We start from the raw sequence: 20,168 nt of genomic DNA, 5'->3' as shown, positions 1-20,168 counted from the left end.
CCCGGTTCCGCGAAGGCGTGAGCCGGTATTCGGTTTTACCTTCCATTAGTGTTTCGGGAAATCGTTTCGGCCGGAATGAAACCGGGTTTATCACTCGTCATAGTGAGCCGGGTTGTCACGCGCGGTCGTCGCCCGAACGGCCCACTGCGGCAAACGACGGATGATGACCACGCTCTGTCCCTCGTTTTGGTGACAGATCGTAGTTTCGCTACCAGGGCAGGGCGGGTTCCGATACCGTGCCCGCCATCCCGGACCGGGGAAGATCCCCTGCCGCATCGGGTGTATCGAAAGAAATCACCATGTCGGGGCGATATCGAACCGGCTTGGGCGGCAAGGCCACAACATCGGGCACATATTTGGGCTTGACCCACCCTTTGGGGGCACGGAAAGTAGTTCGACCGGGCGACGCGGCTACCGTACGTAGGCTGATCGGGTGATTAGGGCACCCTGTGCATCCACGCAACCCGTAACCGGAATTCCCTCGTTTGTGACGCGCGAGCGGTTTTCCGGCCCGGTAGATCGTTCGGACGCACGCTTTTCGCTGGTCAGCAGCCGTGTACTGAACAGAATTGACGGCACCGGGATTGGTGTACGATTCTTTGGCCCGGCTGACCCGCAGTGATCGATTGGCAAAGAAAAGTTGATCTCGACGACCATGCACTTCGCAGGTTGCGACCTGCACGTGCAGGTGCAAGAACTCCTGAGGTGGACCGGGGTTCCTGGGGACACCCGGATCCCCGGACGGGGTCCCTCAGGTCGCGATCGATCACGCGGTCAGACCGGGGCCGAGTTCCCCGCAGGCAGGTACCTCACGGGAACGGGCGCCTCAGACCGTGCCAGGACGCCGGACAGGGAGTCACCTACGTGACCGTTGCAGGAGAAGGCCAAGTGCCTGTCGGGGAGCTGCTGGGACGCACTCCCCGGCCATCTCGGTGGGCCACCGGCTGGCGCACGCTCGTGCGCTGGCGGGACTGGAGCCTGCCGGTGAAGCTGTCGGCCGTGACGCTGGTGCCGATCCTCATCGCGCTCGCACTGGGCATCGCCACCATCGCCGGCCAGGTCGGCCGGTCCGACGGCTACCAGCGGCTGGACCGGCTCGTCGCGCTGAGCGGGCATATCCGCACCCTCGCCGACGGCCTCGGCCGCGAACGCACCCAGTCCGCCGCGGGGCTGACCGCCGGCACCGTCGGCGGGACCCTCGAGCTCGCCTCGGCCCGCGCCGACGTCGACACCGCCATCCCTCTCTACGGCGCCGCCGCGACCCGGGCGGTGGAGAACGAGCCGTCGCTCCGTCAGGCGCGGGAAGCGGCCGCCGCTCAGCTCGACAGGCTGCCCGACATCCGGCAGCGGGCCTCGTCCGGACAGCTCGACCCCGTCCAGGCGATCGGTGAGTACACCGACGTCACCACCGCGCTGCTCGCTCTCGACACCGCGCTGGCGGCCGGTGCCGGCCAGGACGTCCTCGGTGGCACCCCCACGGCCTTGCACGACCTCGCCATGATGAAGGAACAGCTCTCGCTGAGCCAGGCTCTGGTCTCCTTCGGCATCGCCCGGTCGAGTCTCGCGCCGAGCGAGCTCGACCAGGTGCGCACCGCCGAACTCCGGCTGGCCGACCGCCTCACGGACTTCCGTGCCGCCGCTTCGGAACAGCAGCGCCAGGAGTTCAGCGCCGCCGTCACCGGCCAAGCGATGGAAAACCGTGACAGGCTCGCGAAAACCGCCCTCGGTGAACAGGGAACCCCGTCCCCGCAAGCCTTCCGCTCGCTGTCCGCGCAGGGCTGGACCGACGCCTCGGCCGCGGTGATCGGCAAGGTCGGCGAGGTCGCGAACAAATTCGGTGCCGAGACGAGCGCGGTGTCGGCCGAACTGGTCGACGACGCCAGCAGCGGCGCGGGCCTGCTCGCGGTCCTGCTGTTCGGCGCGATGGTGCTCGCCGTCGCCGTCGTCTTCCTCATCACCCGCCAGCTGCTGCGCTCGCTGAAGGTGTTGCGCGCCAGCGCGCTCGACGTCGCCGAAAAGCAGCTGCCCGACGCGGTCCGCAACATCCAGGAGGGGCGCTCGCAGGGCACCGACGTGCGGCCGGTCCCGGTCGGCGGCGACGACGAGATCGGCGAAGTCGCCAGGGCCTTCGACAAGGTGCACCACCAGGCACTGCGCCTGGCCACCGAGCAGGCCTCGATGCGGACCGGCTACAGCAACGTGTTCGTCAACCTCTCCCGCCGCAGCCAGAGCCTCGTGCAGCGGCAGCTGCAGCTGATCGAGCGGCTGGAGCGCGACGAAGAGGACGCAGACCAGCTCGCCACACTGTTCCAGCTGGACCACCTCGCCACCCGCATGCGCCGCAACAACGAGAACCTGATGGTCCTCTCCGGCGCCGAGCCGGGCAGGCGCTCCGGGCAGCCGGTCTCCGCCACCGACGTGGTGCGCGCGGCGGTGTCCGAGATCGAGCAGTACCAGCGGGTCACCGTGCAGAATCCGCCGCCGGTGCGGCTGGTCGGGTACGCGGCCAACGACCTGATGCGCCTGATCGCCGAACTGCTGGACAACGCCACGGCCTTCTCCGCCCCGGAAACCCAGGTGACGGTCGCGACCAGGCTCGTCGAAGACGGCTCGTTCGGCATCGACATCCTCGACAAGGGCATCGGCATGAACGAGGCCGAGGTCGCCGAGGCCAACGCCCGGCTCACCGAGGCGCCCAACGTCGACCTCACCACTTCGCGCCGGATGGGCCTGTTCGTGGTCGGGCGGCTGGCCAGCAGGCACCGCATCGGTGTCTCGCTGCACGGCGGCAAGGACATCGTCGGCGTGCGCGCCACCGTCTCGGTCCCGGCGGACCTGGTGATGGCCCCGCCCGGGGGAGACCCCGGCCCCGCCACCGGCCCGATCACCCAGCGCCTCGCGCCGCTGCCGCCGCAGCAGCCGGGCGGCCTGCCCCGCCGCCAGCGGCCCACGAACGGTTCGCGCCCCGCGATGCCGGGCGTGCCCTCGCAAGGTGGGGAGCGGTGGCCGTCGGCGAACGATCTGGCGGGCCACACCAAGCCCGCGGTCAACGGGCACGGTCCCAAGGAGTCGCGGCCGCCGTCCGATCTGGAGATTTCGGGAACGGCGCTGTTCAGCCCGATTCCCCGGGACGAGACGACGACACCGCCGCCCGCGCCGGAACCCCGCCGCCCCGAACCGGAACCCGCCGCCGAGCCCGAGCCGGTCGCCAAGGAAGCGGAGAAGCCCGCCCCCGCGGAAGGCGATCTGCCCAGCGGCAAGGAACTGTTCGAGGCCAAGAACAACACCACGCTGAGCGAATGGTGGAACCAGGCGACCACGCCGCCGGCCCCGGCGACCCCGCCGCCGCCCACCGCGTCGGAGACGACGCCGATCTTCGACGAGATGCTCTCGGCGTGGTTCCGTTCGCCCGCGCCCGCTCCGGAAAAGCCCGCGGGCAAGAAGGCGAAGCCGGGGACGAAGGCACCCGAAGAGAAGAAGACGGCCGAGCCCGCTCCGACCGCCGAGCAGGAGGCCCGCACCTGGGACTTCGCCAGCGATAAGGCCTTCCGCACGGTGCAGGAGGTCTCCCAGAATGCCCCGTCGACGTTCACCCAGGCCGGGTTGCCGCGTCGCCGCAAGGGCGAGCAGCTTCTGCCGGGTAGCGCGGCGTCGTCGATCCCGGCCGCCGAACCCGCGGCCAAGGCGGAGCTGCCGGTCCGCGACCCGGCGAACGTGCGCGGCAGGCTGAGCAGCTTCCAGCAGGGTGTCAAGAGGGGACGCAAGGAAGCGGCGGACAAGGCCACGCCGGCCACCACCGAGCCCGTCGCCACGAAGCCTGCCACCGCCCAGCCGGACGCGAAGGTTGAGCAGGCAGCGGCGCCCGAGCCGTCGAAGGCGCCGGAGACGGCCGCGCGTCCGGCGGTCCCGCCCGCCGCGCTGCCGAGCAGGAAACCGCAGGCAGCGAGCCCGGAACCGGAACCGGTCGCCGCCGCCGAGCGGACGGACGCCTGGAACTTCGGCTCCGACGAAGGCTGGAAAGCGGCCCAAGCGGTGTCCCAGTCCGTGCCCTCGCTGATGACTTCGGCAGGATTACCCAGGCGCCGTCGCGGGGAGCAACTGCTCCCGGGCAGCGCGGGACCGCCCGCCGGGGCGGTCACCCCCCGACCACAGCGAGACGCGCACGACGTGCGCGGTCGCCTGAGCAGTTTCCAGCAGGGCATCCAGCGCGGACGGCACCGCACGGCCCAGGCGACCGAAGCCAACCACGAAACCCTGGAGGGTGAATGACCTCGCCGAACCCGGCCCAGCCCCAGCAGAACCAGTTCGGGTGGCTGGTCAACGACTTCGCCGAGCGGGTACCCGGAGTGGCGCACGCCGTGGTGGTGTCGGCGGACGGCCTCCTGCTCACCGCGTCCAGCAGGCTCCCGCTGGACCGGGCCGACCAGCTGGCCGCCGTCGCGTCCGGCCTGGTCAGCCTGACCCAGGGCGCCGCGCGATGTTTCGAGGCGGGCGCGGTCAACGAGACCGTCGTCGAGATGGAACTCGGCATCATGGTGCTGATGTCCATCAGTGACGGTTCCTGCCTGGCCATCCTCGCCGCCCCGAACTGCGACATCGGACAGGTCGCCTACGAGATGACGATGCTCGTCGATCGCGTCGGCCAGATCCTCACCCCGGAACTTCGCGCACAATTGCAGGGCGCCGGTGGGTCGCTGATCGGCGAACCGGTGGGATGATGTCCCGATGAGCACCGGGTCCGGATCCTTCGGCGAACCGCCGGGGACGGGTGAACACCAGCCTCCGTACGCGGGGGCTGCCCATGCTGCCGGTTCACGGGACGACGGCACCTTCGCCGACGTCCTGAACGGCTTCACCCTGGATTCGGGACGTGGTCGTCGGAAGCGCAAGAAGAACAAGCACCCTCAGGATTCCCGGGCGGGCGGAACACCCGCCACCGGGGAATCGGCAGTCCCGCAGCCGACCGATCAAGGAGACCGCGTGACCTCACTTGCTTCTCCACCCGACAGCGGCGCAGGCGCCGTCGGGCCGAGACCAGGTGGTCTTTTCGACCCGGGCCCGCCCAGCGGCGAGTTCATCATGCCCGCCGTCTTCGAGCAGGCGCCGTCGCCGCTCGAAGAGACGGCGATCGTCCGTCCCTATGCCCTCACCGGGGGCCGGACCAAGGCGAACTACGCTCTCGAGCTGGAGACCCTCATCTCCACCAAGGACCACGTCGCCGCGGGTAGCCTCCCCGCGGCCGCCGCGGACCAGATCGAGTGCGTTTCGATCATCGAGGAGTGCCGCACCCCGCGTTCGGTCGCCGAGATCGCGGCGACCCTGCGCGTGCCGCTGGGTGTGGCGCGCGTGCTGATCAGCGACGCGGCGGACGCGGGACTGGTCAGCGTGCACAAGACGATTTCGGGCAATGACGGCGCCGAGGCACATCTGGTGTTGATGGAAAGGGTTTTGAGTGGACTCCGTCGGCTTTAAGGCACCGCGGGAAACCGCGCCCCCGACCATGACATCCGCGAAGATCGTCGTGGCGGGTGGCTTCGGTGCGGGTAAGACGACCTTCGTCGGTTCGGTGTCGGAGATCGTCCCGCTCACCACCGAGGCGATGATGACGGACGCCAGTCGGGGGATCGACAACCTCGACCAGACGCCCAACAAATCGACCACCACGGTCGCGATGGACTTCGGCCGGGTCTCCCTGGACGCGGACCTGATCCTCTACCTGTTCGGCACGCCCGGGCAGCAGCGGTTCTGGTTCATGTGGGACGACCTCGTCCGCGGCGCGATCGGCGCCGTGGTGCTGGCCGACACGCGACGGCTGGCCGACTCGTTCGCGCCGATCGACTTCTTCGAGGACCGGGGCCTGCCTTATATCGTCGGGGTGAACACCTTCGACGGCATCCTCGAGCACGACATCAACGACGTGCGTGAAGCGCTGTCGATCGACCCCAACATCCCGATCGTCCGCTGCGACGCCCGGGAACGGGAGTCGACGAAGCAGACACTGATCACGCTGGTCGAGTACGCGATGCGGCAGTGGATCGCCTTGCGCGCGAGCAACGCGAGGTGAACCTGACGGCGGCAGCGTAGGGGCTGCCGCCCAGGGGGTTCACCTCACCTCACTTCGCTTCGTAGGTCAGCAGTACCGCGCGCCCGTCCATCGTCCGGGTGCCGGTCAGCCGCAGGTCCGTGCGCGCTCCGCCCGCGAACACCTGCTTGCCGCCGCCGAGTACCACCGGGTGCACGACGACGTGGAACTCGTCGATCAGGCCGTGGTCGGCGAGCGCGGTGGCCAGCTCGGCCCCGCCCATCAGCAGCAGATCCTTACCGGGCCTGCCCTTGAGTTCGGCCGCGCGTTCGGCGAGGTCACCCGCCACGACTTCGGTGCCCCAGTCCGCGTTCTCCAGCGTCCTGGAGAAGACGATCTTCGGCGTCTTCCGCCAGATCGGGGCGAACCGCAGATCGTGCGGGTCGTCGGAGATCGATTCGGCCTGCGGCCAGTACGACGCCATCATGTCCCAGACCCGTCGTCCGTAGACGAAGGTGTCGGCGCGGTCGACCAGTTCCTGGGAGTGGGCGGAAAGCTCCGGGCCCATCGTGGTCCAGTCGAACTCGCCCTCCGGGCCTTCGATGCGGCCGTCGAGCGAGGTGTGGACGGCGTAGACGAGCTTGCGCATGGCTTGATCCCTCCGGTGTGGCGCCCGCCTTCCGGGCGCCGGACACCGAGGGGTCGGAGCGGGCGCGGGGTTCTCGACATGCCTCCCGCATTTAGGGGTCCTCTGGATGCGCTCGGGGCGCATTCAGAGGACTAAATGCGGCAGGGCTCAGTACTCGTCGTGCCGCTTCCACCAGTGCCCGGGGCCGTCTGTCCCGCGGCCGGACTCCTCCCAGGCCTCCTGCCGCCCGAACGGGGTCAGGTCCAGGTATCGCAGCGTTCCCACCAGCTGGTCCCCGCCGCGACCGGTGGTGAAGTACGTCCGGTACACCTCGTCGCCGTCGCGCAGGAAGACGCTGATGCCGAACCCGCCGTCGATGCCGCAGTCCGGGTTGAAGCCGTCGGCGGTCGAGACCCACGGGACGGTCCAGCCCATCCGCTCCTTGTACCGCTCGATCTCGGGCAGTGTCGCCGGCGCGACGACGTACAGCGTGGTGTCGCGGGCGTGCAGGTGGGCGAGGTGACCGATGTTGTCCACGACCATCGAGCAGCCGGGGCAGCCCGCCTTCTGCCCGGGGGCGAGCATGAAGTGGTAGATGATCAGCTGCCGCCGCCCCTCGAACAGGTCGAGGAGGGTGACCCGGCCCTCGGGCCCGTCGAATTCGTAGGTGCTGTCGAAGCGGACCATCGGCAGCCGTCGCCGTTCGGCGGCGATCGCGTCCGCCGCGCGGGTGAGCTCCTTTTCCTTGGCCAGCAACGCGTCTCGGGCGATCTGCCATTCGCCCGCCGAGACGACTTCCGGCAGGGTGACGGTCTCAGTCATTGTGTTCGCCTTTCCTCAGTTCCGCGAGGTGCTCTTCCATGCGGTCGAAACCGCCTTCCCAGAAGCGCCGGTAGCGCTCGACCCACTCGGAGACGTCGCCGAGCGGGGCGGCCTCCAGCCGGCAGGGCCGCCATTGCGCGGTCCGGCTCCGGCTGATCAAGCCCGCGCGCTCGAGGACCTTGAGATGCTTGGAGATGGCTTGGAGGCTGACCGGAAAGGGTTCGGCCAGCTCGTTGACGCCGGCCTCGCCGGTGGCCAGCCGGGCGAGGATCGCCCGCCGGGTGGGGTCCGCCAGTGCGGCGAACGTGGCGCTGAGCTGATCAGTGGTCATCGCTGCTCAATCAATCGGTTGTTTAACCCTTAGGTTGAATATACTGGTGCGAGTCGATCTGTCAAGGACGAGTGAGAGCGTCATCACGCGAGTGGATGGGTTTAAAACAGTAGGAAGTCCAAGTATTTTGGAGGGATGAGCAGCGACCTGCACCGGCCCGTGAACCCCGTTCGTTTCGTGACGGCGTCGAGCCTCTTCGACGGGCACGACGCGTCCATCAACATCATGCGGCGCATCCTGCAGTCGCAGGGCGCGGAGGTCGTGCACCTCGGGCACAACCGGTCGGTCGACGAGGTCGCCACCGCGGCCATCGCCGAGGACGTCCAGGGTGTGGCCATCAGCGCCTACCAGGGCGGGCACGTCGAGTACTTCAGCTACCTGGTCGAGCTGCTCAACGAGCGCGGCGCGGGGCATATCAAGGTGTTCGGCGGTGGCGGCGGGGTCATCGTCCGCGAGGAGATCGACCTGCTGCACTCCCGGGGCGTGGCGCGGATCTTCTCGCCGGAGGACGGCTACGAGATGGGCCTCCCGGGCATGATCAACCTGATGATCAAGGCCTGCGACACGGACCTGTCCGCGCAGTCGCCCGGCTCGCTGGACAAGCTGCTTTCGGGGGACATCCCGGCGCTGTCCCGGGTCATCACGCAGCTTCAGCGCGAGGCGCTGCCGCAGGACGCGCTCGACAAGATCACCGAGGCCGCCAAGTCGCGGACGGTGCCGGTCCTCGGCATCACCGGGACGGGTGGTTCCGGTAAGTCCTCGCTCACCGACGAACTGATCCGCCGGTTCCGGCTGGACCAGGAGGACAAGCTCCGCATCGCCGTGCTCGCCGTCGACCCGTCGCGCCGCAAGGGCGGAGGAGCGCTGCTCGGCGACCGCATCCGGATGAACTGCCTCGACGGCAGCCCGGTCTACTTCCGTTCGCTCGCCACGCGGACCACCAGCGGCGAGATCCCCACCGGGCTCTCCGAGTCCATCCTCGCGTGCAAGGCCGCCGGATTCGACCTGGTGATCGTCGAGACGCCCGGTATCGGCCAGGGCGACGCCGGCATCGTCGACTACGTGGACCAGTCGCTGTATGTCATGACGCCGGAGTTCGGCGCGGCGTCGCAGCTGGAGAAGATCGACATGCTCGACTTCGCCGACGCGGTGGCGATCAACAAGTTCGAGCGCCGCGGCGCCGAAGACGCCCGCCGCGACGTCGCGCGCCAGCTCGTGCGCAACCGCGAGGCGTTCAGCTCCTCGCCCGAGGACATGCCGGTCTACGGCACCAGCGCCGCGAAGTTCAACGACGACGGCGTCACCGCGCTCTACCAGCACCTGCGCGACACCCTCGCCGAGCGTGGCCTGACCGTCTCGGCAGGCGTGCTCCCGAAGGTCGAGGGCAAGGTGTCCACCGACGCCAGTACGATCATCCCGGCCAACCGGACGCGCTATCTCGCGGAGATCTCCGAGACCGTCCGGGGTTACCACGCCAAGACCGAGCAGCAGGTCGCCGCCCTGCGCAAACGCGAGCACCTCGCCGCCGCCAAGGAGGCGCTGGCCGCCGCCGACGCGAGCACCGACGCGCTCGACGGCCTGCTCGCCGCCGCCGAGTCCGATGTGGACGGTGAAACGACGAAGCTGCTGGCCCGGTTCCGGGAACTCGCCGAGTCCTACCGCGCCGACGAGCTGGTCGTGAAGATCCGCGACAAGGAACTGCGCACCCAGCTCTGGCGCGACACGCTGTCCGGCAACCGGATCCCGCGCGTGGCGCTGCCGCGCTACACCGAGTCCGGCGAGCTGCTGTCGTTCCTGCGCCGCGAGCACCTTCCCGGTTACTTCCCTTACACCGCGGGCGTTTTCCCGTTCAAGCGCGAGGGTGAAGACCCGGCGCGGATGTTCGCGGGCGAGGGCGACCCGTTCCGCACCAACAAGCGGTTCAAGCTCCTTTCGGCCGACTCCGAGGCGAAGCGCCTTTCGACCGCCTTCGACTCGGTGACGCTGTACGGGCACGACCCGCACACCCGGCCCGACATCTACGGCAAGGTCGGCACCTCCGGCGTCTCCATCGCGACGCTCGAAGACATGAAGGTGCTCTACGACGGTTTCGACCTGACCTCGCCGAGCACGTCGGTGTCGATGACGATCAACGGCCCGGCGCCGACGATCCTCGCGTTCTTCCTCAACACCGCGATCGACCAGCGGATGGCGGCGTTCAAGGCCGAGCACGGCCGCGAGCCGTCCGACGCCGAGGCCGCCGAACTGCGCGAGTGGGCGCTCCGCAACGTCCGCGGCACCGTGCAGGCGGACATCCTCAAGGAGGACCAGGGGCAGAACACCTGCATCTTCTCCACCGAGTTCAGCCTGCGCATGATGGCCGACATCCAGGAATGGTTCATCGAGCACGGCGTCCGGAACTTCTACTCGGTGTCGATCTCCGGCTATCACATCGCCGAGGCCGGCGCGAACCCGATCTCGCAGCTGGCGTTCACTCTGTCGAACGGTTTCGCCTACGTCGAGAGCTACCTCGCGCGCGGGATGGACATCGACGACTTCGCGCCCAACCTGTCCTTCTTCTTCTCCAACGGCATGGACGCCGAGTACTCGGTGCTGGGCCGGGTCGCGCGCCGGATCTGGGCGGTCGCGATGCGGGAGCGCTACGGCGCCAACGAGCGCTCGCAGAAGCTCAAGTACCACGTGCAGACCTCCGGCCGGTCGCTGCACGCGCAGGAGATGAGCTTCAACGACATCCGGACCACGCTGCAGGCGCTCTGCGCCCTCTACGACAACGCGAACTCCTTGCACACCAACGCTTTCGACGAGGCGATCACCACGCCGTCGGAGAGCTCGGTGCGGCGCGCGATGGCCATCCAGATGATCATCAACAAGGAATGGGGCCTGTCGAAGAACGAGAACCCGTTGCAGGGCTCGTTCATCATCGACGAGCTGACCGATCTGGTGGAAGAGGCCGTGCTGCTGGAGTTCGACCGGATCTCCGAACGCGGCGGCGTGCTGGGCGCGATGGAGACCGGCTACCAGCGCGGCAAGATCCAGGACGAGTCGATTCTGTACGAACGCCAGAAGCACGACGGCACACTGCCGATCATCGGCGTCAACACCTTCCGCAACCCGAACGGCGGCGAAAACGACGTCGAGGTCGAACTCGCGCGGGCGACCGAGGACGAGAAGCGTTCGCAGCTGGAGCGGCTCGAGGACTTCCAGCACCGGCACCAGGCCGAGGCGCAGGTCGCGCTCAAGACACTGCGCGAGGCCGCGACCCGGGGCGGCAACCTGTTCGGTGTCCTGATGGACGCGGCGCGGGTGTGCTCGCTCGGCCAGATCACCGAGGCCTTCTTCGAGGTGGGCGGGCAGTACCGGCGAAACGTGTAGCGGCCTGGGAATATCGCGGCGCGTGTCCGGGTAGTTGCTGGACATGGAGATCGGAGTCGCCACCTTCATCACCGATGAAGGCATCAGACCGGACGTCCTCGCCGCGGCCGCCGAAGAGCGCGGGTCCAGCTCGCTCCACATCGCGGAGCATTCGCATATCCCGGTCAGCCGGGAAACGCCCTACCCGGGCGGTGGCGAACTGCCGCGCGTGTACTACCGGACCTTGGACCCGTTCGTCGCGTTGCTGCAGCAACGCGACGTCATCCACACGGCGAAAGAGGTCGCTTCGCTGGACCTGGTCTCGCGAGGCCGGTTCGTCTTCGGCGTCGGCGTCGGATGGAACCGGGAGGAAATGCGCAATCACGGCACCGATCCACGCACCCGCGGCGCGCTCGTCGACGAGCAACTCGCGGCGCTGAAGGAGATCTGGACGAAGGACGAGGCCGAATTCCACGGCGAGCACATCGACTACGATCCGATCTTCGCGTGGCCGAAGCCGGTGCAGAAGCCACATCCGCCGATCTACATCGGTGGCGCGGGGCAGAAGGCGATGGAGCGGATCGCCAAGTACGGGGACGGCTGGCTGCCGCACGCCCACACCCCGCCGGAGGAGCTTCGCCGGGCTCGTCAGTGGCTGGCGGACAAGGGCCGTAGTGACCTCAAGTTCTCGGCCTTCGGTGCCACCCCGGAAGAGGACGCGCTGGGCAGGCTGGCCGAGGGCGGCGTCGACTAGGCGACGCTCTTCCTGCCGACCGAGCCCGAAGCGGCGACACTGGAACGACTCGACCAGTTCGCGAAGGTCGCCGAGAGCTTTCGAAAGGGGCAGCAGGCGTGACTGAGGTTCAAATCGGCTTGGCCGCGGCACTGGAGCAGTTCTCGCCGCGCGAGTCGATCCGGCTGGCGACGCTGGCCGAACAGCACGGATTCTCCGGCCAGATGGCCGCCGACCACTTCCAGCCGTGGGTCCCTCAGCAGGGTGAAGCCTCGTTCGTGTGGAGCGTGCTCGCGTCGCTGGCGGAGAACACCACCGGCGACCTCGGGCCGGGCGTGACCTGCCCATCGTTCCGGCTCCACCCGTCGATGGTCGCGCAGGCCGCGGCGACGCTGGAGGCGACGTACCCCGGCCGGACCTGGCTCGGCATCGGCTCCGGCGAAGCGCTCAACGAGCACATCATCGGCGGTTACTGGCCCGAAGCACCCGAGCGCGTACGGCGGATGTTCGAGGCGCTCGAGATCATCCGGAAGCTGTTCACCGGCAAAGACGTCAAGCACAGCGGCGAGTTCTTCAAACTGCACACCGCCCGGCTCTGGACACTGCCGGACGAGCCGCCACCGATCTACATCGCGTCGGCCGGTCCGTACACCTCGCGCAAGACCGGTGAGCTCGCGGACGGGCTGATCACGCCGGGCGCGTCGATCGAGAAGCTGGCGGGGATCCTCGACAACTTCGGCACCGGCGCGCGGAAGGCCGGCAAGGACCCGGACTCGATGCCGAAGCTGCTGCAGGTGCACCTGTCGTGGGCCGAGGACGACGAGACGGCGTGGGCCAACGCGCTCGACCAGTGGCCCAACGGCGGCATGAAGTTCCCGAAGGCCGACATCCGCTCGCCGTTCGACTTCGCGCAGGTGGCGAAACTGGTGCGGCGTGAGGACTTCGAGGGCCGCATGGTCGTCTCGTCCGATCCGGACGTGCACCGCGCGGCGCTGCAGAAGTACGTCGACGCCGGGTTCAACAGGATCTACATCCACAACGTGGGCCGGAACCAGGACGCGTTCATCGAGACCTTCGGACGGGACGTGCTGCCGAAGCTGACCGCCTGACCCGCCCTCGCGCGCTATGAAAGGTCCTTTCCTCGCAAAATTTGCGAGGAAAGGACCTTTCATAGCGTTCAGACGTTCTTGTCCAGCAGCAGGTGCACCGACAGTTCGAGCCGGTTCGCGACGTCGGCCGCCGACGCGCGCCGCGTCACCCAGGCGACCAGATTCGCCATCCAGACGTCGGCGATGACGTGGAAGATGTCGCGATCGGCCTCGGTCGGGTCCTCGATGCCCATGGCCTTGGCGAACATGTTCTCCATCAGCCGCCCGACCTGCTCGACCTCGGCGGCGGCGGTCGTGTCGGCGAACATGAACGCGCGGACCATGGCTTCGGTCAGGTGCGGGTCCCGCTGCATCAGCCGGGTGTTGCGGCCGAGGACGAACATCAGCCGTTCGCTCGGGGTGTCGCCGGGGATCGCCGCGCGGTCGAGTTTCTCCTGCGCGCGTTCGAATTCCCTGGCGAGCCCGGAAACCAGCAGGTGGATCTTCGAGGGGAAGTAGCGGTACAGCGTGCCGAGCGCGACGTCCGCCTTCTCGGCGACCGCGCGCATCTGGACCGCGTCGTACCCGCCTTTCGCGGCGAGGGTGAGGGTCGCGTCGATGATGCGGCGCCGCCGGTCGCGTTGTGCCGCGGAGCCGAGTTCCTCGCCGCCCAGCGCGGAGAGACCATTGCCGCTTCGCGCCTTCGCGCTCGTGGGTGCCTTGGCCTTCCCTGGCATCGCCACGTCCCCCTTCGTCGAACCGATCTTCGGAACTTGTTCCACTTTCCCCGCGTAGCGTACCTAAGCGGACGAACTGTTCAAGACGTGACCCACTGGGCAAGAAACTGTAACACGTTCTACACTCGCGGGTAGGTCCGGCGAGGAGGTCTCACCCGTGTCGATCGCGCTCACCGAGGAACAGGCGGCCCTGGCCGCGTCGATCCGCGCTTGGGCGGCTTCCGCCCGTCCCGTCGACGCCGTCCGAAGTGGCCGGATCACCGAGCCGCCACCAGGGCTGGCGGAACTCGGCCTGTTCGGCGTGGCGATTCCCGAAGACGTCGGCGGCGCAGGCGGCACGCTGGCCGATCTGGCCGCCGGGCTCGCCGAAGCGGCCGAAGCACTCGTGCCCGGTCCAGTCCTCGGGACCGCGTTGGGCGGCGCGTTGCTCGCGACGGTTCCCCAGGCCGTCAAGGAGATCCTGCCCAGTCTCGCGGACGGGACCGAAAGGATGGCGGTGGTGCTGGGCGGCGGGTTTCGTATCGCGGATTCGGTGGTCGACGGCCAGTCGGGCCCGGCTCTCGACGTTCACCCGTCGGCGTGGACGCTGGTCTCCGACGGCGACGTCTCCGCGCTCATCCCACCCGGAGCGTCCGGAGTGGACATCGAGCGGTGCGAGCCGTTCGACGTCTCCCGGCCGGTCGGCCGGGTTCGGTGCGCGAAGGTGCGGCCCGAAGCGGTTTTCGAGGCGCTGCCAGTGGATTCCCACGCCGCCACACTCGGCGCCGCGGAAGCCGCGGGGATCGCACGATGGTGTCTTCGGATCGCCGTCGAGTACGCGAAAGTGCGGGAACAGTTCGGCCGTCCGATCGGGTCATTCCAGGCGATCAAGCATCTGTGCGCGGAAATGCTGTGCCGGGCCGAAGCCACCGACGCGCTCGCGTGGGACGCGGCGAGAGCGGCCGAAGACCCGGCGCAGCACGCCCTCGCGGCGGCGACCGCGGCGGCCTACGCGCTCGACGCGGCCGTGGCCAACGCGAAGGACTGCATTCAGGTCCTCGGCGGTATCGGATTCACCTGGGAGCATGACGCGCATTTCTATCTGCGGCGCGCGGTGGCGCTGCGGCAATGGCTGGGTGGTTCCGCCCGCTGGCGTCGTCGCGCGGCCGAACTCGCGCTGCGCGGCGACCGCCGGACGTTGAGCGTCGACGTCGGTGAGGACACCGGACTCCGTGACCTGGTAGGCGAAATCTCCGCCTTACCCGAGCCGGAACGCCGGGTCGCATTGGCGGATTCGGGACTGCTGGCCCCGCATTGGCCCGCGCCGTACGGCAGAGGCGCCGCCGCGGCCGAGCAACTGCGGATCGACGCCGCCCTCGCCGCCGCGGACATCCGCCGTCCCGACCTGGTGATCGGCGCCTGGGCGATCCCGACCCTGCTGGAACACGGCTCGGTGGAACAGCGCGAACGGTTCGCCGCGCCCACGTTGCGCGGCGAGATCACCTGGTGCCAGTTGTTCAGCGAGCCCGAGGCGGGCTCCGACCTCGCGTCGCTCCGCACGACGGCCCGCCGCGTCGACGGCGGATGGCTGCTGAACGGCCAGAAGGTGTGGACCTCGCTCGCGCGCGAAGCCGATTGGGCGATCTGCCTGGCGCGCACCGATCTGGACGCGCCGAAGCACAAGGGGATCACCTATTTCCTCGTCGACATGACCGCGGACGGGATCAGCACGCGCCCGCTGCGCGAGATCACCGGCGACGCCGTCTTCAACGAGGTGTTCCTCGACAACGTGTTCGTCCCGGACGAGATGGTGGTCGGGGAGGTCGACGGCGGCTGGCGGCTCGCGCGGACGACGCTGGCGAACGAGCGCGTCGCCCTCGGGAGCGGATCGGCGGTGGGGGAGGGGGTCGAGAATCTGCTCGCCACCCTGGGCGACGACGCCGATCGGGAGCGGCTCGGCGCGCTGATCGCCGACGGCAGCGCGTGTTCGGTCCTGGACCTGCGGGCGACGCTGCGGCGGCTCGACGGCCAGGATCCGGGTGCCGAGTCGAGTGTGCGCAAGCTGCTGGGTGTGCGGCATCGGCAGGCTGTGGCGGAGTTCGCGCTGGAGGCTTTGGGGGAGAACGCGCTCGTCGCCGGCGACCCCGCGCAGCACGAGTTCCTGCTGACCCGGTGCCTCAGTATCGCGGGCGGGACGACTCAGGTGCTGCTGTCGCTGACGGCCGAGCGGTTGCTGGGGCTGCCCCGGTCCTGAAAGCCGGGTCGTGAAAGTCCCGGTCACGCCCCTTCCGCGTGCTATGAAAGGTCCTTTCCTGGCAAAATTTGCAAGGAAAGGACCTTTCATAGCACCGCCGCCCGCGGCCTGTCGGTCCGGTGCTCTAGCGTGCTGGGCGTGGAGTTCGGCACAGGAACCCAGGCCACCTTCGTCCCCTCGGATCCCCCGCGGGACGGCGTGCTGGCGCTCTGGGGAGACGGCGTAGCGGGTGACACCGCGATCGAACTCGTGCTGCCGGTGGGGAAGGTCTTCCGGCGCACGAAGGTCGACGCGGCACTCGTCCCGTTGTCGCGCGCGATTCCGCGGCTGCTCACCGCGGACGGCGACTTGAGCCCGGCCATCGCCGCGTGGTCGGCCGTCACCGAAGCCGGGGTGAACCTCATCGCCCGCGGCAGGCTGCTGCCCGCGGCCTCACCCGGCGGGGTGGATTCGTGGCGGGTCGGGCCGCTCGACGTCGCCGACGAGGAGATGCTGCGCGGGCTCGCCGCCGCGCTGCCTCCCGAGGCGCACGCGCTGCCGTTGTCCGGGCTGAAGCGGATCCGCCTGCATTCGCCGGAGTCGTTGATCCGCGCGCTCTGGGACGCGACGGCGGACGTGCTGGTCCGCACGCCCGCCGCGAGCGTCGCGGCGGGCGGTCCGGCGTTCGCCGCGACCGAGCCGACGCTGGTCGGGCCGGACGGTGCCGCGTGGCTGGCGGAACTGAGCGCCCGGCAGGCGCAGGGCGCGCATCTCGTCCTGCGCATGGAGGTGCACGAGCCCGAGAACCCCGAAGAAGAACCCAAGTTCGCCGCGGTCCTCGCGGTGCGGAGTGCCGCGGATCCGAGCCTGATCGTCGAGGCGGCGACGCTGTGGGACGCGCCCGAAGCGGTGCTGGAACGGATGGGCGAGCAGGTCGAGACGCAGTTGCTGCTCGGCCTCCGCCGGGGCGCCAGGGCATGGGCGCCCCTCGGCCGCATGCTCCGGTCCGCCGCGCCGACCGGGCTGACACTCGAGTACGACGAGGTCGTCGACCTGCTGACCCACGGGGACGCGGCGCTGGGCGGCGCCGGCATCGAAGTGCAGTGGCCGAAGGACCTCTTCGCGGGCGAGCTCAAGGCGAAGGCGAGCGCGACGCAGGCCCCTGGCAGTGTCACCGGGCCCGAGTTCACGCTCAAGAGCCTGCTTCAGTTCCGCTGGCGGCTGAGCCTCGGCGACGAGGACCTCACCGACGCCGAGGTCACGGCGCTCGCGGAGGCGAAGCGGCCGCTGGTACGGCTGCGGGGCAAATGGGTCAAGGTCGACGCGCGCCTGCTCGCCAAGGTGCGTGCTCACCGCGCGAAGAAGCTGTCCGGGGCCGAGGCGCTGGCCGCGGCGCTCACCGGCGAATTGGAGCTGGACGGCGAAAAGGTCGAGTTCACCGCGCCATCGGCGCTGACGGGGCTGCTCCAGCGAATCCGGGAAAGCGCCGCGGAACCGATCGAGCAACCCGGGGACCTGAAGGCCACCCTGCGGCCCTACCAGAAGGCGGGGCTGGCTTGGCTGGCGACGATGACCGGCCTCGGTCTCGGCGCCTGCCTCGCCGACGACATGGGGCTCGGCAAGACGATCCAGCTCATCTCCCTGCACCTGCACCGCCGTCCCCTCGGCGAAGGCCCCACCCTCGTCCTGTGCCCGACGTCGTTGCTGGGCAACTGGGAACGTGAGTTCGCCCGGTTCGCGCCGGACATCCCGGTACGCCGGTTCCACGGTGGCGGGCGGCATCTCGACGAGGTCGCGCCGGACGAAGTCGTGCTCGCCACGTACGGCGTCCTCCGCCGCGATCGCGAAGCACTGTCCGAAGTGGACTGGGGGATGATCGCCGCCGACGAGGCGCAGCACGTCAAGAACCCGCTTTCGGCCACCGCCAAGGAATTGCGGAAGATCCCGGCCGCCGCGAAGGTCGCGCTGACCGGGACGCCGATGGAGAACCGGCTCACCGAACTGTGGTCCATCATCGACTGGACGACGCCGGGCCTGCTCGGTTCGCTCGACGGGTTCCGCCGCAAGGTGGCCCGCCCGATCGAACGCGACCGTGACGTCGCCGCCACCGAACGGCTGGCCACGACGGTCCGGCCGTTCCTGTTGCGCCGCAAGAAGACCGATCCGGACATCGCCCCCGAGCTGCCGCGCAAGACCGAGACCGACCGGTTCGTCCCGCTCACCGCCGAGCAGACGACGCTGTACGAGGCCGTGGTCCGGGAGAACCTCGCGATGATCCGCGAGCTGGACGGCGTGGCCCGGCGTGGGCAGGTGCTCAAACTGCTCACCGAGCTCAAGCAGATCTGCAACCATCCGGCGCAGTACCTCAAGGAACCCGGGGTGCTGCACGGCCGGTCCGGCAAGCTCGCCGCGTTCGAAGAGCTGCTCGACGTCATCCTCGACGAGGGTGACAGCGTGCTCGTGTTCAGCCAGTACGTCCAGCTGTGCCGCCTGCTGGAGAAACGCCTGGCCGAACGCGGGCTGCCGACGATGCTGCTGTCCGGGTCGAGCACGCCCAAGGTCCGGGAGGACATGGTCGCCCGGTTCCAGGCCGGCGAGGTGCCGGTGTTCCTGCTCTCGCTCAAGGCGGGCGGGGTCGGGCTCAACCTGACCAAGGCCACCCACGTGATCCACTACGACCGCTGGTGGAACCCGGCGGTCGAGGACCAGGCCACCGACCGCGCGTACCGGATCGGGCAGGACCGGCCGGTCCAGGTGCACCGGCTGATCGCCGAGGGCACGCTCGAGGAGCGTATCGCCAAGGTGCTGGAGACGAAACGCGGGCTGGCGGACGCGGTCATCGGCGCGGGCGAGGACTGGATCACCGAGCTTTCCGACGACGAACTGGCCGACCTGGTCCGGCTCGGGGAGACGTGATGCCCGGCATGACCGGCCGGAAACGGCGCACCTTCGGCAACACGTGGTGGGGTAAGGCGTGGGTCGAGGCCCTGGAGGAACGCGCCAAACTCGATCCGAACCGCTTGCCGCGCGGGCGGACGTACGCGCGCAAGGGCACGGTCAGCAAGCTCGCGGTCGGCGAGGGCGAGGTGACGGCCTGGGTGCAGGGCAGCCGGACGGTGCCGTACCGGGTGACCATCCACATGCGGGCGTTCACCGGACAGCAGTGGGAGAGCCTGCTCGGGATGGTCGGCTCCCGGCTCGGGCACGTCGCCGCCCTTCTCGACGGCGAGCTGCCCGGTGAGCTGGCCGAGGACGCTCGAGCCGCCGGCGCGGATCTGCTGCCGGGTCCCGGAGATCTGCGCCCGAAGTGCTCCTGTCCCGACAGCGCGAACCCGTGCAAGCACGTCGCCGCGGTGTACTACCTGGTCGCGGACGAGGTCGACGCCGATCCGTTCGTGCTGTTCCTGTTGCGCGGCAGGCCGAGGGAGGCCGTGCTCGCGGAACTGAGGTCCCGCCGCGCGCCCGCGAGCGAGCCGGGCAAGCGGGTGCGCGCCCCCGCCGCGCCCGGAGTGGACCCGAAACGCGCGTACACCCGGCGGATCGCCGCGCTCCCGCCGCGGCCGGCCGTCCCGGGCACGGTCGGACCGCCCGCGGTCCTCGACGTCGACCCGCCGCACCGCACCGGCTGGAGCGGCGAAATGTTCGTCGAACTGGCGGCCGACGCCGCCGCGAGGGCCTGGGAGCTGCTGGTCATGGGGCCCGAGCGTGAAGTGGAGCTGTCGTTCGAGGAAGACCTCGCGCGCCGCGCGGCGGCGAGTGACCCGCATGTGATCGCCGAACTCGCCGAAGCGGCCGGGGTGGCGGTGCGGGATCTGGCCCTGTGGGCGCAGGCCTGGCGTGAGGCGGGCCGGGGCGGGATGGCGGTGGTCCGGGAGGCGTGGCGGCCGGGGCAGGCGCCGCTCGCCCAGGCCAGGGCGGACCTCGCCGAGTCGGGATTGCCGGGAGAGCCCAAGACCTGGCGGAACCGGATCACCCAGGGCGATCTGCAACTGCGCTACGGCCGTGACGAACGGTGGTACCGGTTTGTGCGCGACGGCGAAGGCTGGCGGGTCGACGGCCCGTCTTCCGCCCGGCCGACCGACGTGATCTACCCGCCCTGCGAATAGCCGGCGGAGAGCGTTGGGCGCGGTGGTCGTGAGTGGCGTTTCGGGTTCGAACCCCAAAAACCACCCCCCACCCCCCCGGCCCATCCCTCACCCCCTTACCCCCCCCCCCCCAAAACCCCTCCCCCCCCCCAAAAACAC

The 20,168-nt window shown here is 69.4% G+C and carries 13 protein-coding genes and 1 pseudogene; 10 read left to right on the top strand and 4 right to left on the bottom strand.

The window, feature by feature from the left end:
* Positions 1-888: 888 nt before the first annotated feature.
* Genes AC069I_RS36700 through AC069I_RS36685 form a run of 4 tightly spaced genes read left to right on the top strand, consistent with a single transcriptional unit; the run spans position 889 to position 6,064 of the window.
* Positions 889-4,269, top strand: coding sequence for a sensor histidine kinase (locus AC069I_RS36700; RefSeq protein ID WP_478230024.1), 3,381 nt, complete (start codon positions 889-891; stop codon positions 4,267-4,269).
* The gene (locus tag AC069I_RS36695; RefSeq protein WP_005166055.1) at positions 4,266-4,718 is read left to right on the top strand and encodes a roadblock/LC7 domain-containing protein; all 453 of its coding nucleotides are present in this window, start codon (positions 4,266-4,268) and stop codon (positions 4,716-4,718) included. The genes AC069I_RS36700 and AC069I_RS36695 overlap by 4 nt, the downstream gene beginning before the upstream one ends.
* A 7-nt stretch (positions 4,719-4,725) precedes the next feature.
* Positions 4,726-5,472, top strand: coding sequence for a DUF742 domain-containing protein (locus AC069I_RS36690; RefSeq protein ID WP_478230025.1), 747 nt, complete (start codon positions 4,726-4,728; stop codon positions 5,470-5,472).
* Positions 5,473-5,500: 28 nt separating this feature from the next.
* Positions 5,501-6,064 (top strand): GTP-binding protein, encoded by a 564-nt coding sequence (locus tag AC069I_RS36685; protein ID WP_007033694.1) that lies wholly within the window; start codon positions 5,501-5,503, stop codon positions 6,062-6,064.
* 49 nt (positions 6,065-6,113) lie between these two features.
* Here AC069I_RS36685 and AC069I_RS36680 read toward each other — a convergent pair whose 3' ends face one another.
* From AC069I_RS36680 to AC069I_RS36670, 3 genes are all read right to left on the bottom strand, one after another.
* Complete coding sequence (locus AC069I_RS36680; RefSeq protein WP_478233632.1) at positions 6,114-6,671, bottom strand: dihydrofolate reductase family protein; 558 nt, start codon at positions 6,669-6,671, stop codon at positions 6,114-6,116.
* A gap of 147 nt (positions 6,672-6,818) precedes the next feature.
* Positions 6,819-7,472, bottom strand: a complete 654-nt coding sequence (locus AC069I_RS36675; RefSeq protein WP_478230027.1) for a DUF899 domain-containing protein — start codon at positions 7,470-7,472, stop codon at positions 6,819-6,821.
* Positions 7,465-7,803: an ArsR/SmtB family transcription factor gene (locus tag AC069I_RS36670; RefSeq protein ID WP_478230028.1), complete on the bottom strand. Its 339-nt coding sequence runs from the start codon at positions 7,801-7,803 to the stop codon at positions 7,465-7,467. Before AC069I_RS36670 ends, AC069I_RS36675 begins: the two co-directional genes overlap by 8 nt.
* Before the next feature lie 135 nt (positions 7,804-7,938).
* Between AC069I_RS36670 and icmF the strand changes: the two genes are divergently transcribed.
* The 3 genes and pseudogenes from icmF to AC069I_RS36655 all read left to right on the top strand — a co-directional run bounded on the left by icmF (position 7,939) and on the right by AC069I_RS36655 (position 12,996).
* Complete coding sequence (gene icmF, locus AC069I_RS36665; protein WP_478267427.1) at positions 7,939-11,175, top strand: fused isobutyryl-CoA mutase/GTPase IcmF; 3,237 nt, start codon at positions 7,939-7,941, stop codon at positions 11,173-11,175.
* Between the two features lie 43 nt (positions 11,176-11,218).
* Positions 11,219-12,010, top strand: a pseudogene (locus AC069I_RS36660) (LLM class F420-dependent oxidoreductase).
* On the top strand, positions 12,007-12,996 hold the full coding sequence (locus AC069I_RS36655) for a TIGR03557 family F420-dependent LLM class oxidoreductase (protein WP_478267426.1): 990 nt from the start codon (positions 12,007-12,009) through the stop codon (positions 12,994-12,996). Before AC069I_RS36660 ends, AC069I_RS36655 begins: the two are co-directional and overlap by 4 nt.
* 68 nt (positions 12,997-13,064) lie before the next feature.
* Here the strand turns inward: AC069I_RS36655 and kstR are convergent, their stop codons facing one another.
* On the bottom strand, positions 13,065-13,712 hold the full coding sequence (gene kstR, locus AC069I_RS36650; RefSeq protein WP_038523880.1) for a cholesterol catabolism transcriptional regulator KstR: 648 nt from the start codon (positions 13,710-13,712) through the stop codon (positions 13,065-13,067).
* Positions 13,713-13,869: 157 nt separating this feature from the next.
* Between kstR and AC069I_RS36645 the strand changes: the two genes are divergently transcribed.
* The 3 genes from AC069I_RS36645 to AC069I_RS36635 all read left to right on the top strand — a co-directional run bounded on the left by AC069I_RS36645 (position 13,870) and on the right by AC069I_RS36635 (position 20,030).
* Entirely contained in the window at positions 13,870-15,945 is a 2,076-nt protein-coding gene (locus AC069I_RS36645; RefSeq protein WP_478267425.1) for an acyl-CoA dehydrogenase family protein, read from the top strand.
* A gap of 138 nt (positions 15,946-16,083) precedes the next feature.
* A complete protein-coding gene (locus AC069I_RS36640; RefSeq protein WP_478267424.1) occupies positions 16,084-18,840 on the top strand; it encodes a DEAD/DEAH box helicase in 2,757 nt (918 codons plus the stop codon).
* Positions 18,840-20,030 (top strand): SWIM zinc finger family protein, encoded by a 1,191-nt coding sequence (locus tag AC069I_RS36635; protein ID WP_478230034.1) that lies wholly within the window; start codon positions 18,840-18,842, stop codon positions 20,028-20,030. Before AC069I_RS36640 ends, AC069I_RS36635 begins: the two co-directional genes overlap by 1 nt.
* The last annotated feature ends 138 nt before the right edge of the window (positions 20,031-20,168 follow it).

The organism is Amycolatopsis sp. NPDC043885, assembly GCF_056435685.1.
The sequence above is the reverse complement of the archived record's forward strand: the minus strand, read 5'-3'. Positions and strand labels throughout refer to the sequence as shown.